Annotated in this window: 8 protein-coding genes; 4 read left to right on the top strand and 4 right to left on the bottom strand. The window is 43.0% G+C overall.

The features are described 5' to 3' along the window. Window positions 1–3: 3 nt before the first annotated feature. The 4 genes from BLS28_RS01965 to BLS28_RS01950 form a co-directional block, all read right to left on the bottom strand. Window positions 4–2,121 (bottom strand): alpha-L-fucosidase, encoded by a 2,118-nt coding sequence (locus tag BLS28_RS01965; protein WP_091162632.1) that lies wholly within the window; start codon window positions 2,119–2,121, stop codon window positions 4–6. 16 nt (window positions 2,122–2,137) lie between these two features. Then, the gene (locus tag BLS28_RS01960) at window positions 2,138–4,432 is read right to left on the bottom strand and encodes a family 20 glycosylhydrolase (RefSeq protein WP_091162631.1); all 2,295 of its coding nucleotides are present in this window, start codon (window positions 4,430–4,432) and stop codon (window positions 2,138–2,140) included. Between the two features lie 13 nt (window positions 4,433–4,445). After that, the gene (locus BLS28_RS01955; protein WP_091162630.1) at window positions 4,446–7,118 is read right to left on the bottom strand and encodes a glycoside hydrolase family 2 protein; all 2,673 of its coding nucleotides are present in this window, start codon (window positions 7,116–7,118) and stop codon (window positions 4,446–4,448) included. 256 nt (window positions 7,119–7,374) lie between these two features. Next, the gene (locus tag BLS28_RS01950; RefSeq protein WP_091162629.1) at window positions 7,375–8,814 is read right to left on the bottom strand and encodes an alpha-L-fucosidase; all 1,440 of its coding nucleotides are present in this window, start codon (window positions 8,812–8,814) and stop codon (window positions 7,375–7,377) included. Between the two features lie 181 nt (window positions 8,815–8,995). Here BLS28_RS01950 and BLS28_RS01945 point away from each other — a divergent pair, with 181 nt between their 5' ends. The 4 genes from BLS28_RS01945 (at window position 8,996) to BLS28_RS01930 (ending at window position 16,481) form a co-directional block, all read left to right on the top strand. Then, complete coding sequence (locus BLS28_RS01945; RefSeq protein WP_091162628.1) at window positions 8,996–9,595, top strand: RNA polymerase sigma-70 factor; 600 nt, start codon at window positions 8,996–8,998, stop codon at window positions 9,593–9,595. A 94-nt stretch (window positions 9,596–9,689) separates the two neighbouring features. Next, window positions 9,690–10,787, top strand: coding sequence for a FecR family protein (locus BLS28_RS01940; RefSeq protein ID WP_091162627.1), 1,098 nt, complete (start codon window positions 9,690–9,692; stop codon window positions 10,785–10,787). A gap of 184 nt (window positions 10,788–10,971) precedes the next feature. After that, window positions 10,972–14,292, top strand: coding sequence for a SusC/RagA family TonB-linked outer membrane protein (locus BLS28_RS01935; RefSeq protein ID WP_091162626.1), 3,321 nt, complete (start codon window positions 10,972–10,974; stop codon window positions 14,290–14,292). Between the two features lie 11 nt (window positions 14,293–14,303). Beyond that, complete coding sequence (locus BLS28_RS01930) at window positions 14,304–16,481, top strand: glycoside hydrolase family 3 protein (RefSeq protein WP_256337319.1); 2,178 nt, start codon at window positions 14,304–14,306, stop codon at window positions 16,479–16,481. Window positions 16,482–16,521 lie beyond the last annotated feature (40 nt).

The following is a 16,521-nucleotide window of genomic DNA, read 5'->3' as shown; positions in this document are numbered from 1 at the left end:
TTATTAATAAACGCTTAATTCGGCAACAGTAATACCATTGCCTGCAATTACATGCGCGGCTTCAAATTTAAAATATCTGGCTTTTACTTCCTGCTTTAATGCTACAGGTTGTTCAATAGGATTCGATTTGATATTTGAGAACTCGCCCGAAGCTACTTTTTCCCAGGTTTTACCGTCGTTACTGATATAAAACACATAGCTATCAACTATACCATCAGCTTGTTTATCCTGCCTTGGCAAATAGCCAAATGCTTTTATCTTTTGCTCTTTTCCTAAATCAACGCTGATCTGCTGCGGGAATTGCGCGCTTTCTTTTTTTAGCGTGCTGTAAAGACTCCCGGTATTTTCATCAAAGGCATTCTCTGCACGTCCCCAATCCTCATTAGGCGCTGTGGCATCCAATACTTTCCAATCGGTTTTAGCATAGCCGAATGATGCATAAGCGCATTCACTTTGTTGACCTTTACCTTCAAAGCTCCGGGCTTTTACTACTCCGCCCTCATTAAGCACAAACGGCTTAGTATAAACCGGCGAGCTCGATGTTGGCTCGTGCCCGTCAAGCGTATAGCGGATTGCGCTTACCGGTGCTTCGGTAATAATGCTTACTTCACCTTTTTTATTGCGTGACACTTTTGGCGCAGTTAAATGTACAGGCTCTTTATAAATCCCGAAATCACTCAATGCAATAGCCACCGGCGAAGCGGTAACCCTCAGTCTCAATTTGCTTGCTGTGATATTTTGCGTTAAACGGATCAACCTATTACCGCCAATGCTGGTAGCCTCACCTATTTGCTCCCATTTGCCATCTACGTAAGCATCTACGGCAACGGCCTCAATACGCTGCCCAAGCTTAATATTTTCGCGCAGGCGGATCACGTTAAATGTTTTTGGCGAATGCAGATCAATAGTTAAAGTTGGCGTAGTTACTTTATCGTCAGTTGCCCAATAGCTGTAACGGTTGTCATCTACTAAAAACTGCGGACCGAATTTGGCTTTGTTACCACCACGCACATTACTGGCTGTTAGTGTTGCGCCTTTTGCCAAATTAACTGCGAAAGTTTGTTTAACCAGGTTACCAAACTCGGTTAATGATTTAACATCGATCTCGTTAATAATACCACGCGGATCAGGAGATAAACCTAAATCAAGCGCTGCACCACGGCCTACACTTTTGTAATAAAGATCAAGCAAGGTGTAAGGTGATTTCACCCCCTCATCCTGTGCTTTGTGATAAAACCATCCGGGACGCAACGATACATCACATTCGGCCGGCATCCAGTATTCGCCGTTACGGGTACCTTCGGTGCCTTCATAATCTTTTACATAACCATTAGCAGGAATCTTGCCTTCATCAGGAGCATGTGGTGTATAAGTTGCCCAGCAGGTTTCGCCCGCATGACCTTCCTCATTACCTACCCAACGCACATCCGGACCAACATCGCCAAATAAAACAGCATTTGGTTGCAATTTGCGGGTTATAGCCCAGGTAGTATCCCAGCCATAATAAGTTGAACGGTCAATTTTTCTTACTTCGCGTTTGCCACCGTAATAACCATCACCGCCATTAGCACCGTCATGCCATGAAATAAACAACGGACCGTAATTGGTATACAACTCTTTCAATTGCGCACGATAAGTCTTAACATATTCGGCAGTGCCATAGTTGGGGTTGTTCCTGTCCCATGGCGAGCAGTATACACCCAGTTTCATGCCGAGTTTATCGCAAGCTTCGCGATATTCTTTCAGCATATCGCCCTTGCCATTTTTATATGGGCTTTTGGTGATATTGTGCTCCGTAGTTTTAGTTGGCCAAATACAAAAACCATCGTGGTGTTTGGCAACCACAACTACACCCTTAAAACCGCCGGCTTTTGCAGCTGCCACAATCTGCAGTGCACTAAACTGCGATGGGTTAAAAATCTTTGGGTCTTCATCGCCAAAGCCCCACTCCTTGTTGGTATAAGTATCAACGCCGTAATGGATAATGCAATACATCCCGGTTTCCTGCCAGTTAAGCTGCCCTTGTGTAGGCAATACGCCATAAGGTTTAGGAGCAGTTTGGCCGAAACCGTTTAAACCGGCCGTAAGTAATAATAAGGCAATGCCTGTAAACTTCTTCATAATTGGTATCAGATAATTAGTTTTTGAACCATGATGACGGCACATCCTGTGGGGCCGAGCCATTAACACTATATTTCAGCAACAGCTTAAAGCCGCCACCGCCTTCAATAAAATCAAGCTTAAACGGATGTGCACCCATTTTTAGGGCAACCTGGCCGCTACGTTCCTGCGCTGAGTGGTTGCCATCGTTATCCACGACGGTTTTATCGCCAATGTAAAGTACGCCACCATCATCGCAGGTTAAATAAAAGCTGTAAATACCATCAGTTGGCACATCAATGTAACCTTTGTAAGTGATACCAAATGACGGAGCTTTAACCGTAGCAGGTACTTCTATTTTATCAGTACTAAACGTGCTGTCAACCTTTGCATTTTGCATTAACGCAGTCTTTTTAAAGAAAGCCTTATAATAAGTAGCTGTAAGCCCGGGTTTAGGTGGAGCAATTTTTACCGGACCAAGCATTTGCTGTTGTGTGTAGTTCAAATTATAAACATCACCACGTGTCCTGGTTGGTGTAAACGCGGCAACCCTTACCAATTCCGACTTTGAAATAGTTAATGGAGATGGCAATACAGGTGATTTAGCATTTGGCAAAGTACCATCGGTAGTGTAGCGGATAGTAAGGCTTGGCAATGGAGACGCTATGCTTAGCTTGCCTTCGTCGGTGAAAACATACTGGTTAAGCAGGTTAGGCAGATCGGGCAAACGATAGTTGATCTTCATCGCGTCCATCCTTTTGTATTGCTGAGTTAAGCGCTGCAGGTATGAATCGTATTCACTTTCCTTATGCGTCCACAGCATTTCAGATAATGCAGTTAGGCGCGGCATGTACATATAATCGGCACGTTTTTCTGACGGGATCATTTCTGACCAGAGGTTAGCCTGAGCGCCAATGATTGATTTCGCTTCTTCGGCATTCAATACCTTTGGTACCGGGTTAAAGTGATATACCTTGCTAACAGAATACTGATCGGGCTGGTTATCAAAGTAAAGCGGTTCGCCTGGCGTCATGATCACGGTATTGCCATTCTTCACAGCTTTAACCGGTGCATCAGGAACCCATGTGCGCCAGTACATAATAATAGCTGTTGGGCTAATGCCACCTTCAATTACCTCGTCCCAGCCTATCAATTTGCGGCCTTTGGAGTTGAAGAATTTCTCCATGCGGTTGATGAAGTAGCTATGCAATCCGGCCAAGTCTTTAATACCTTCTTTGGCCATTAAAGCTCTACAGGCATCTGATTTACCCCAGTTGGTACGGTCAACCTCATCACCACCAATGTGGATGTATTTTGACGGGAAGATTTGCATGATCTCGGTAAATACATTTTCAGCAAATTCAAAAGTACTTTCGTTACATGGGCAGATAGGTTTGGTGAACAATTCGCCCCATTTATTTTCGCCATCACAGGTTAAAAAAGGATATGAATTAATGGCAGCCATCATGTGCCCCGGCATATCTATTTCCGGAACGATATCGATATGCCTTGCTGCTGCGTAAGCTACCACGCCTTTCATTTCCTCCTGCGTATAAAAACCGCCGTATAATGTTTTACCATTTTTTTGGATGATATGCTCTTTATCGATCACAAAATCAGGATTATCCTTAGCCTTTTTCATACAGGCCGAATCCTGGTTATTGAACGTACGCCATGCGCCGGCTTCAGTAAGCAGCGGGTATTTTTTTATTTCGATGCGCCAGCCCTGATCATCGGTTAAGTGCAGGTGCAGCTTATTCATTTTGTACAAAGCCATCCGGTCGATAAACTTTTTCAGGTAGCTCACTGAGAAAAAATGCCTCGATACATCCAAATGCATACCGCGCCATCCGTAAACAGGTGCATCTTCAATAGCTACAACCGGCAGTGTCAGTTGCTTTTGAGCAACACCAGCTTCTATACCAACAGGCAATAACTGGCGAATGGTTTCTACAGCGTGAAATACCCCTGCCGGGTCTTTTGCGCGGATAACTACCTGCTCTTTAGTAACACTCATGCGATAAGCTTCGGGAGTAGTTATGCTTGCATCATAAACAAGATTTATGGCGCGGGCCTTCTTTATCTTGCTCACTTCAACAGGCGTGCCTAAACCTTTGCGTAACAAATCCTTCAAGGCATAGGCTTCGGTATTAAAAGCGCCGGCATTTACAATGGCCGTTTTAGAGGTGATAGTAAATGATCCCTCTCCCGCAGTTAATTGAGCAGGATAAGGTATCAACGGAAATTTTGCTGCTGTTTCCTGGGCGCTAACAGCACCGGTACAGATAAGGGCCAATGCCGCTGCCGACAAATATTTTGAAATAGTCTTCATTGTCTTCTTTTTGTTATTTGTCGATAGATATAGTACGTTCTGCTATGTTCCAGCCTCCAATAGTTACTGCAAGGTTTTTATCTGCACCTGGGTTATGATCGATAACAACTTTTTTAGTTTGACCCGGTAGCACCGTTACATAGTTATCGCTGTAAAAGGCCGGTAGAATGCGTTGTTTGGTCTCAGCATTAACTAAAGACAGGCGGTTGAAAAATGCCAGCGCACCATCACCCTCGTTAGTCAGCGTTACTTCTACTTTACCATTCTTTAAATATTTAGCAGACGCGCCTAAAGTACCTTTCGGCATTTTTTGTAAGCCGGAAAAATCACCGTTAGCATCGGGCAACCAGTAAATATTTTCGCTGATCACTTCCTTATCCGATTTAAGCAGTTGCAGGCAAAGGAAAACACCTTTGTCTTTTGCCTCTTTTTCAATCTCATGCTTAAGTGATAAATAGCGTTTGGTAGTAGTTGGCGTTACATCAGCAAAAACCTTTGTTAACACTTTCTCTTTGCCATCCATATCATAGGTTTTAGCTACCAGCAGCATATTGCTATGCGTTTTAAAAGTATTGTTGGCTACCATTACCATACCATCTGTTTGGTTATACATGATATGTAAAGGTTCGCTGCCATTATGCAAGCCGTAAAGACAAGCATTAGGATCAAGGTAATAATCATACATCTGGCCGCGCATGGCTGTCCATGGGTTTTGGGTTTTCCAGATGATAGTACCGGTATACCAATCCCACATATGAGAGCTAAAACCTTCCATGAGGGCACGATACTGATCATAATTTACCAACTGTGCTTTAGTTGCGAAGTCTTCAACATTTTTGGCTTTTCCGTATTTATCAACAAAACCGTCGTAGCCAATATATTTATGATATTCCCAAACCGGGTCTGTTTTAGTTTTGCCGGTAGATGCATCAAACTCAGGCACAACCATATTTTCGGCAGGAATAAAGCGTTTTAATGACTCATAATCGCTAACACCAACCGACCCTACTTCCGAATTGAACGGATAAGTTTGGTGATCCCAGAAAGTTGTAAGGCTTTGGATGCCGTAAGGCCCATCGCCGTTTCCGCCCTGTACATTGCGCGACATTTCTTCGGAGTTTGAATACGGGATAAACCAACGGGTATTATCGAGCTTAGGCATAATGGTATCACGCAGGGCCGCAAAAATATCTTCGGGCGGAGTGATCTCATTACCACCGCACCAGATTGCCAGCGAGGGGAAGTTACGTACCAGTTTAACCTGATCGGCAACTGATTTTAAATAAAGGTCATGATCATCCGGATATTTACGACGGGTCCATTGGTCATCAGCTTTCATTGGATCTATCCAGCGACCATTGCAATCGCCCGATCCCCACATATCCTGGAAAACCAGCATACCGTATTTATCGCAAGCCTCATAAAACTCAGGGCGCTCAATCAGTGCGCCACCCCAAACCCTGATCAGGTTCAGGTTCATATCACGATGAAAACGAACTTCCGCATCATAACGGACATCGCTGAAACGCAACATCTGATCCGATATGATCCAGTTACCGCCTTTAATAAATACTTTTTGGCCGTTCACATTAACCTGGCGGCTTTCGGTTTTACTGTTCCATTCGGTAGTGATCTGGCGTACACCAACTTCAATATTTTTTTGGTCGGATACTTTGCCACCTGCCACAAACTGCAAATTAAGCTTATACAAATTTTGCGGACCGTAGCCATTAGGCCACCAAAGCTTAGGGTTTTTAAGGCTGTAGTCAGCCAGTTTAACTTCCTGTTTTGAATTTGCTTTTAGTGTAACCGGCTGTGATACCAACTTGCCATCTAAATTATATTGTAAAGTACCGCTCACTGCAGCGCCTGTAGCATTTTCAACCTCGGCAGACACCTGTACAATAGCCGGCTGCTGCGCACCTTCCGGCTGACGAACACCCGGAACAAGGGTAACCACATGCGGATCTTTAATAACCACAGCACCCGTATGCTCAATGGTTACTTTATCCCAAATGCCGGTATTGCGGTCGCGGATGGGCTGGATCCAGTCCCACCCTGCCGTATATTGAATGCCTACGCCACGCGCTATAGTACCATCACCGCCCTGACCGCCGTTGGGATTACCAACAGCATCCGGAGGATACACGATAACCGCCAAACGATTATTGCCGTTTTTGCTCAACCATTTGGTAATGTTATAGCTCTGGCGTAAAAACATGCCTTTATGCAGCTTGCTGTTAAGCTTATGCCCGTTAAGGAAAACGTCGCAGCTATAATTTACACCACGAAAGTTAAGATAGGTTTGATTACTGCCGGCTGGTACGGCTTCTTTAAAATCATTGGCAAACCAATAGGTATAGTAATCGCGGCCTACCTTGTATATATCAGGGATCTTTTCATTATTCATCCCGTAAAATGGATCAGGTACCTGTTTGTTGGCTACCTGGGTTGTAAGCACCGTTCCAGGCACAACTGCAGGATTCCATGCAGCCAGATCATAATTGGCTTGGGATATAATAGTGCCATTATCTTTAACACTATTTATTGACGTACATTTCCAGCCGCTATTAAGCTCGTAGCTGGTTTGCGCCCCTGCGTTTTGATAAACGCCAGAAGCAAGGACGGATAACACTAATGAAAATTTAAACAATGCAGATCTGCCTGCCGAACGGGTTGTTGTCATTTATTTGGGTTGGATGGATGATCAAAATTAAGAACTGCCAAATCATTTTAGCTGTAAAAACTTGGCTATATAATATGGGATTTTGTCGGTATAATTGTCATTTAGACGAGTATACAGGGCATTTTTGGTAGTAATCAGGAGAAATCTTGTACACCCTGGAAATTTGCCCGTCTCTTGTACAAGATTTCTCCTCACCTTTTTTAGCCCTACCCTGATCGTCGAAATGACATTGTGGTTATTTGGTTGTTATGAAATATTAATAAACTATTTTAAAACCGGCCGCTTCATTAAGCCCGCTGGCTTTTTGTAATTTTGCCGGGATATTGATATCGATACCATCGGCCACCTGTTTCCATTTAAGGCTTTGAGCGCTGCCAAGCAGGGTAACTTTCTTTACCTTTTTAATGTCTTTCAATTTTACAGATACAGTAGCAGGCAAAACCACTTTTTCCTGATCGCTCAAGGCAAAGGCATAAATGGTATTGCTGTTCTTAGCTTTAGTATAGTATATATTACCTGTTGAATATGGTGCAACCGACTGGCTGGCATAAATACCTTCACCGTTGATTTTCATCCATCGGCTGATACCTTGCAGGCGTTCGTAAGCAACCGGGTCCCAGTCACCATCCGGGCCGGGGCCAATGTTCATGAGCAGGTTGCCACCGCGCGATACGATTTTTACCAATAGCTGCACTATTTGCTGTACCGATTTATAATGATCGCCCGGAACATAGCTCCATGAATTACCTATGGTTATGCAGCTCTCCCATGGATGGTCAAGTGGCACTTCGGGTACTTCCTGCTCGGGAGTAGTGTAGTTTTCATATTTGCCGGCTACGGTACGGTCGACCACTATTAATCCTGGTTGCTTTTGCCTGCCCATTGCGGCTATCTTCGGCATATCGATATCCTGGTCAAATTTAATTCCGCGTTGCCAGTCTATAGTAGTATCAACACTGCTTTTAGGGCGCACCCATCCTCCATCAAGCCATAAAATATCAACCTTGCCATAATCGCTCATCAGTTCGCTGATCTGGTTGTAGGTAAAGTCTTTAAATTTCTGCCAGCGATCAGGGTATTTTTTCGGATCGTAATTTACGTTACGATCTTTTGGCGGGAAGTATGGCCACCAGTAATTTTCGGTGTGCCAGTCGGGTTTTGAAAAATAAGCACCCACCATAAAGTTGTCCTTGCGGAAAGCGTTGAAGATCTCTTTAGTTACATTGCTCCTCGGGTTGCTTGAAAAAGGTGTTTTGCTGCTTGTAATCTTATAATCGGTTTCTTTGGTATCAAACATGCAAAAGCCATCGTGGTGTTTGGTGGTAAAAATTACGTATTTCATACCGGCATCTTTAGCAGCCTTCGCCCATTTTTCGGGATTGAATTTGGTTGGGTTAAAAGTGGTTTGCAAATTTTCGTAAGCTGCTTTATAACCATTATAAGTTGCGCCATACGGGCCGCGACGTTGTGTCCAGCCTTCATCTTCGGGGCAAATACTCCAGCTTTCAACTACCCCCCACTGGCTGTAGGTACCCCAGTGCATAAACAAACCAAACTTAAGATCTTGCCAATTTGCAATTTTTTGCTCAACTGCAGGGTCGCCTGCAGGGACATATTGCTTTGACATATTGTGCTGCTGTCCAAACACCTCAAAGCAGCCGAAAACCAAAAGAAATACTGTAAATAATCGTTTCATCAAGCTATTATTTTATTAATTACTGACAATTTTATATGGTGTATTGCTTACACACTTTTTAAAATTTTTTAAAAAACATTGCAACTTACATCAATTAATTTCATTTTTCGATTTTAATATGTTATTATTGTTACACCATTATTAAGTTTAAATTTAGTTGATTAATTAAAAATCCTTCGGTTTGAGAGACAGAAAAGTTGATACGCTAAAATTATGGAAACTCATTTGCAACAATGATGACGAGAACGCTTTTGAGTTGTTTTTCCATGTCCTTAACAACTCGCTCATTAAATTTTGTGTACTATATGTACATCAACGGGAGATTGCCGAAGAAATAGTTTCTGATGTATTTGTAAAATGCTGGCTTAACCGTAAAAACCTTACCGAAATTCAAAACCCTGAAACCTATTTATTTGTAGCGGTAAAAAACCAATCGCTAAACCACATCAAAAAATACTCAACTATTCACGTTGTACAAATTGAAGAAACCAATTCGGTAGAATTTGTAAACACTTATAACCCTCAAAAGGAAATTGAAAACAAAGAGCTTATTTTTAGGATGGACCAGGCCATAGCCGGTTTACCGCAACAATGCCGCATCGTTTTCAGACTGATAAAAGAGGACGGTATGAAGTATAAGGAAGTGGCCGAAATTCTTAATATTTCGCCCCGCACGGTACAAACGCAACTTTTCAGAGCGATCAAGAAGCTTAGTGTTGTTTTGACACAATACAACAAGCACCACGAAGCTGTATTAAAACCAATACAATCAACATTTTAGGAAGCACAATTGTAATTTTCAATTATTTTTTTTAACCTTGTAAGTAATTAACCTAAATAAGTTGTCCTATCATAAATAAGGATGCAATTATACGATGGGCAATGATAAATTTATAGAGCTGGTGGGCAAAAAACTGTCGAATGAAATCAGCTCTGATGAAAATAATGAATTTCAGCGTTGCTTAGCTAATGATGCTTCCCTTCGTGAACAATACGAAGCCCTTTCTGCTTACTGGAAACATAGCGATGCCCAATATGCTGACAATGCCCTCGCCTTTCAAAAAATAAAGTCAAAAATTAAAGCACAGGAAGTTATTGAACCTGCAACGGCCATTAACCCCGTTAAAAAGGGCACGATGCATTATCTTTGGCGTGCTGCGGCCGCTGTTGTTCTAATAGCAGGTTGCGCGTACCTTTTTTATTCAAAAACAGTTACTTTGGGCCACGGAATTGCAAGCGCAACATCCGGCGCCTGGCAAAATAAAAACACTTCTGCCCGCGATAAATCAACCATTGTATTAACCGACGGTACGCGTATCACCCTTAATTCGCTAAGTTCGTTAAGATATCCAACAAACTTCACAGGCAAAACCCGCGAAGTTTATTTAAGCGGCGAAGCCTTTTTTGATGTACATAAAGATCATGAACATCCGTTCATTATCCATACCGAAAAAATGAATATTAAGGTGCTGGGTACCGCTTTTAACGTTAAATCATACCCCGATGATCCGTCAAGTGAAACAACCCTGATCAGGGGCGCCATTGAAGTTACCCTTGACGACCGGCCATCGGACAGGATCATTTTAAAACCAAGTGAAAAACTGATTGTTAAAAAGGGCTCGTTTACTACTGTACGTAAAAACCAGGCTAAGCTTTCACCACCTACCGACAGCAGTGCCGGTACGCAATATGTCTTAACCAGTTTTACCCGTCTTCATCAGGACGACAGTGCCATTTTAGAAACCTCCTGGACACAGAATAAACTCATTTTCAGGGATGAAAGCTTTGCCGACCTCGCCATGCGCATGGAACGCTGGTATGGTGTTGAGATCAAATTTAAAAATGATGAAATGAAAAAGTACCGTTTCAGCGGCACTTATGAAAAAGAATCCATTACTCAGGCTCTTGACGCATTACGCATTACCGAAGATTTTCATTATAAAATTAAAAATGCCGCCATTTATATCTATTAACTGATAATTCTACAGTTAGTTATCAGTACATTTGTTCCCACCAATTGGCTGTGGCTTTACAATATTCGTAATTGTTACCTACCAATTCGGTCATTTTACACTATTACCTGTGCTAATTATAAAATTTATGTAAATTTAGGCATCCCCAATGGATGTCGGCGACAGGTTTAGGTTATCAGTATAAATGAAAATACGGTTTACGTTAATATTATTCTTCAATTTACTGGCTATATTAACTGTATATTCACAAACCCGCGTCACTATCAATTTAAAATCGGCCGATTTTAAAAAGGTGATCTCAGCCATCGAACATCAAAGCATTTATCATTTTGTTTATAGTGAAAGAAAAATCCCTGCTTTAAACAAAGTTGACATAGATTCTGATAATGAAGATGTTAAAAGTATTTTAGATAAAATTTTGGCCAATTCGGGCTTCGCTTATACCGAGCTTGCCAATCACCTGATAGTAATTGCCCCGATTGATGAAATAGTTAATGTAGTTAAAGTAACGGGCGTTGTTGTTGATGAGAATGGCGCGCCGCTTGCAGGCGCTACAGTTAGGGTAAGAGGTTCAACCATGGGCTCACTCACCGACGCGAAGGGGGCGTTTTTGCTTGAAGTACCCTCCGGGTCAACATTGATAGTGAGTTTCGTAGGCTACGTTACAAAAGAGGTAAAACTTATTGGCGCTGTACCGGTAACTATTTCGCTTACGGTAAGTAACGTGCTAAACGAAGTGGTTGTAACGGCACTTGGCATTAACAAGGAACAAAAAAAGGTGGGTTATTCAGTAACTACTATTAGTGGTGAGGTGCTTGATAAAGCCAAGGAATCAAATGTAGCATACTCGTTGGAGGGGCGCGTAGCAGGTTTAAGTATCAATGGCATAAACGGCGGACCAGGATCTTCTGCGCGTATTTTACTAAGAGGCGTTACAAGTTTTGGTGCAAGCGCGCCACTCTTTATCATTAATGGGGTACCCATGGATAATACCCAAAGGGGATCAGCCAATGAATGGGGCGGGGCCGACTTTGGCGACGGCATCAGCAATATAAATCCCGACGATGTTGAAAATATGACCGTTTTAAAGGGCCAGGCGGCATCGGCACTTTACGGAGCGAGAGCGGCCAATGGCGTAATTTTAATAACTACCAAAACAGGAAAAAAAAACACTCCATTTGGTGTTGAGTTTAATACCAATTACCAAACTGATAAGGCAATTAATACCTTTGATTATCAAACACAATACGGCCAGGGTTTGTATGGGATAAGGCCGACTACCGTAACCAATGCAATATCCTCAGGCAACTATGGCTGGGGTGAAAAACTGGATGGTAAACCCACAATTCAGTTTGATGGCGAATATTACCCCTACTCCGCCGTAAAAAATAATATCAGTAAGTTTTACCGGCAAGGTTATACTTTTACCAACACTGCTGCATTTAGCGGCGGTAACGACAATGGTAATTTCCGGTTGTCGTTATCAAACCTTAGCAACGGCTCAATAGTGCGTAACAGTGATCTCAATCGCAAAACGTTCAACTTATCGGCAAGTCAAAATGTTACCCAAAAACTGAATATTAATGTTGTAGCTAATTTTATCAACGAAACTTCTAATTTGAAACCCAACCTGAGCGATGGGCCTTTTAATGTAAATAACATTCAATACCTGGCAGCCAACGAAGATCAGGCTATCCTTGCGCCGGGTTATGCCCCAGATGGCAGTGAAATAAGATGGAATAGCGACACCTTTACTACAAACCCTTATTTTACTGTTAATCGGTTTATTAATGATGTAAACCGTAACCGCTTAATAGCCGCATTATCGGGTAAATACAATTTCAATAATTGGATGTATGCACAGTTGAGGTTAGGTAACGACATCCTTTACGATAAACGAAAAACGGTTACCCCAACCGGAACCGCTTATTACGCCGGCGGAATGGGAGGACTTGATGAACAGTCAAACACGCGACGATCTGAACTAAACAGTGACCTGCTAATAGGTGCCAAACATGACATTATTGCTAAAGTGCTGAGTTTTGACATATCTGCAGGGACTAACCTACGTAAAAACACATACGAGTACACGAAGCTTTTTGGAGGCCCATTCATTATACCATATTTTTATAGCTATAATAATTTGAACATCAAAAACAGCAATTACAACTATAATAGTACCGAAACGCATTCAAGCTATTATGCTGTTGATTTTTCATTAAGAGACTATTTAACAATAACTACTACCGGCCGCTACGATACCTACTCCACGTTGCCAAGTGATAACCGGAGTATCTTTACGCCTTCGGTATCGGCAAGTCTTTTATTTTCCGATCTCGTTCATATCCCCAGCCTTGACTTCGGAAAATTAAGGTTATCGTATGCGCAAACGAGCGGCGAGCCAACTGATGCATATGTAACAACCCAATACTACACAACAAATTATTCAATAAACGGTGTTGCCATCGGGAGTTTCAGCGACAGCCTGCCCAATTTATTTCTTAAGCCTTACACGCTTACCGAAATGGAAGCCGGTACCGAGCTTAAATTTTTAAACGGCAGGCTTGGAATTGATGTAGCCTATTTTCACCGTAAAACAAAAAATGAGATCATTAAAGGCGACCTTGATCTGGCAACCGGTTTTGCACGGCGGTTTATCCCTACGGGCTCAACCCAAAACAACGGCATTGAAATTGAGCTAAGCGGCACTCCTGTTAAAGCAACCGGTTTTACCTGGTCGCCATCGTTTAATTTTACTTATGTACAAAACAAGATCCTTCAAACAGACGGCACTCCCGAGTCGGCTAACATAAGCTTCGGTACTTACCGCCCGCTAAACGCTGCTACGGCACTGGTTAAAGGCTTGCCAGGGCCTCAGATTATGGCCAACGATTACCTAAAAAATGATAAAGGACAGATCATTTTTGACGAAAATGGTTTACCCATGGCCGGCCCGCGTGTACCTATGGGTAGCGTGGTACCTAATATATACGGTGGATTAAACAACAATTTTGCATTTGGCAAACTAAGCCTCTCATTTTTGATCGATTACCGTTTTGGTAATAAGATATTATCGGCTACAAATTATAATAGTATTTACAGGGGCTTTAACCAGCTTACCCTTGCAGGCAGGGAAAACGGCGTTGTTGGCAATGGAGTAAACGCCAATGGTGAAAAGAATACCATTGCTGTACCTGCGCAGAACTATTACCAGGCGCTGGCCCAAAATGTATCTGCATTAAATGTGCTTGACGGCAGGTTTATTAAATTACGGCAGGTTACTTTTGGCTATACTTTTTCAAAGGGCTTTCTTAATAAAACACTATTTGAAGGCATAACCTTTTCACTGGTAGGCAGAAACTTGTGGACAATTATGAAGCGCTCGGCCAATATCGATCCGGAATCTGGATTTTCGCCGGATATAAAATATGCAGGAATTGAAGGAGCAAGCCTGCCGCCAACCCATACTTACGGAATAAATATTAACTTTAAACTCAAAAAATAAATCATCTAAAAATGGCTTCCACCATAAAACACAAACTCCTATGTTGTTTGGTAATGCTTGCGGCATTACTAAAGTTTTCTACCGCAAATGCGCAGGTTCCTTTTTATAAAGATGCTTCGCAATCGATTGATTCACGCGTAAAAGATCTTTTATCGAAATTAACCATCGACGAAAAAATCTCCTTATTAGGCTACCGCAGCCAGGCAGTGCCCCGTTTAGGCATCCCTGCCTATAACTGGTGGAATGAGGCTTTGCATGGCGTAGCCCGCGCCGGGGAAGCAACCATATTTCCGCAGGCTATCGGTATGTCGGCTACATTTAACGAAGATCTGTTAAAGCAGGTATCAACGGCTATATCAACTGAGGCCCGCGCCAAATACAACCTGGCCATTGCACAAGACAGGCACCTGCAATACATGGGCCTCACCTTTTGGGCACCCAACATCAATATTTTCCGCGACCCGCGCTGGGGACGTGGACAGGAAACTTATGGCGAAGACCCATTCCTGACCGGCCGTATGGGCTCAGCCTTTGTTAAAGGTTTGCAGGGCGATGATCCTAAATACCTGAAAACATCTGCCACGGCCAAACACTTTGCCGTACACAGCGGCCCCGAAGCCACCCGCGATAAATTTGACGCCAAGGTTGATGAAAAAGACCTTCGCGAAACCTACCTGTATGCCTTTCACGAACTGGTCAAAAACCACGTTGAATCGGTAATGAGCGCCTACAACCGCGTTAACGGTGTACCAAACTCTATAAATAAAATGCTGCTTACCGACATATTACGGAAAGAATGGGGCTTTAGCGGCCACGTGGTAACTGATTGTGGTGCCTTGGACGATGTATACCTTACCCACAAAACGCTACCAACTGCGGTTGAAGTAGCAGCGGCTGCCATTAAGGCTGGTGTTGACCTGGATTGCTCGTCCATTTTGCAGAACGATGGTATTAAAGCTATTAAACAAGGCCTGCTTACCGAAAAAGATATTGACCAGGCCCTGGGCGCTATCTTACGCACCGAATTTAAACTGGGCTTTTATGACGACCCGGCCGCTAATCCTTATCATGGTTACGGCGCCGACAGTGTTCACAATGAACAACATTTGGCTTTGGCCCGTAAAGTGGCCCAGCAAAGCATGGTATTGTTAAAGAATAACAACAATGTTTTGCCATTCAAAAAAAGCAGCTACTCCAGCATTATGGTGGTTGGGCCAAACGCGGCCTCGCTCGATGCTATGATAGCTAATTACCACGGCACCAGCAGTAAGGTAATTAACTTTGTTGAAGGTATAACCGGCGCGGTTGACAAAGCTACCCGTGTTGAATACGATTTGGGTTGCGACTATAAAGACACCACCCATTTTGGCGGCACCTGGGCCGCGGGCAATGCTGATGCTACCGTTGCTGTGATAGGCCTATCCCCCGTTTTGGAAGGCGAAGCAGGCGACGCTTTCCTGTCTGAAAGCGGCGGCGATAAAAAAAACCTGAGCCTGCCTGCCAGTGAAATTGCCTTTATGAAAGAGCTGCGCAAAAGTGTAAAAAACAAACCTCTTATTGCTGTAATTACCGCAGGCAGCGATGTTGACATATCCGCTATTGAGCCTTATGCCGATGCCATTATATTTGCCTGGTACCCCGGCGAGCAAGGCGGTAACGCTTTAGCTGATATTATTTTTGGCGAAGTTTCGCCATCTGGTCACCTGCCGCTTACTTTTTATAAAGGTATGAGCGATTTGCCCGATTACAGCGATTACAACATGAAAAACCGCACTTACCGTTATTATACCGGTCCGGTGCAATATCCTTTTGGTTTTGGTTTAAGTTATACGTCGTTCAGCTACACCCTAGGCAGTAAATTAAAAACTACCTACAAAAAAACCGATACCGTTACGGTAACAGTAAACGTTAAAAACACCGGTAAATTTAATGGTGATGAAGTAGTGCAGGCGTATATTAAATATCCCAACATCGACAGGATGCCTGTTAAAGAATTAAAAAGCTTTAAACGCATAAGCCTGGAGCAGGATAAAGAAGGTACCGTTACTTTGAAAATCCCTGTTCAGGATTTACAGAAATGGGACCTTGCCACACGCAAATGGAAGCTTTATCCCGGCAGCTACAAAATAGTACTGGGCAGCAGCTCGGCCGATGAAAAGTTGGTAGCTGATTTTAAAGTGGCTAATTAAGACACTGTCAGAAAACGGTTTTATAGAAATAGACATAAAA

The organism is Mucilaginibacter gossypii, from assembly GCF_900100945.1.
GTDB lineage: Bacteria > Bacteroidota > Bacteroidia > Sphingobacteriales > Sphingobacteriaceae > Mucilaginibacter > Mucilaginibacter gossypii.
This window is presented reverse-complemented; position numbering and strand designations above follow the sequence as displayed.

Coding starts and splice junctions, on each gene's coding strand:
- BLS28_RS01965 (WP_091162632.1), bottom strand. CDS start 2,121: ATGAAGAAGTTTACAGGCATTGCCTTATTATTACTTACGGCCGGTTTA.
- BLS28_RS01960 (WP_091162631.1), bottom strand. CDS start 4,432: ATGAAGACTATTTCAAAATATTTGTCGGCAGCGGCATTGGCCCTTATC.
- BLS28_RS01955 (WP_091162630.1), bottom strand. CDS start 7,118: ATGACAACAACCCGTTCGGCAGGCAGATCTGCATTGTTTAAATTTTCA.
- BLS28_RS01950 (WP_091162629.1), bottom strand. CDS start 8,814: ATGAAACGATTATTTACAGTATTTCTTTTGGTTTTCGGCTGCTTTGAG.
- BLS28_RS01940 (WP_091162627.1), top strand. CDS start 9,690: ATGGGCAATGATAAATTTATAGAGCTGGTGGGCAAAAAACTGTCGAAT.
- BLS28_RS01935 (WP_091162626.1), top strand. CDS start 10,972: ATGAAAATACGGTTTACGTTAATATTATTCTTCAATTTACTGGCTATA.
- BLS28_RS01930 (WP_256337319.1), top strand. CDS start 14,304: ATGGCTTCCACCATAAAACACAAACTCCTATGTTGTTTGGTAATGCTT.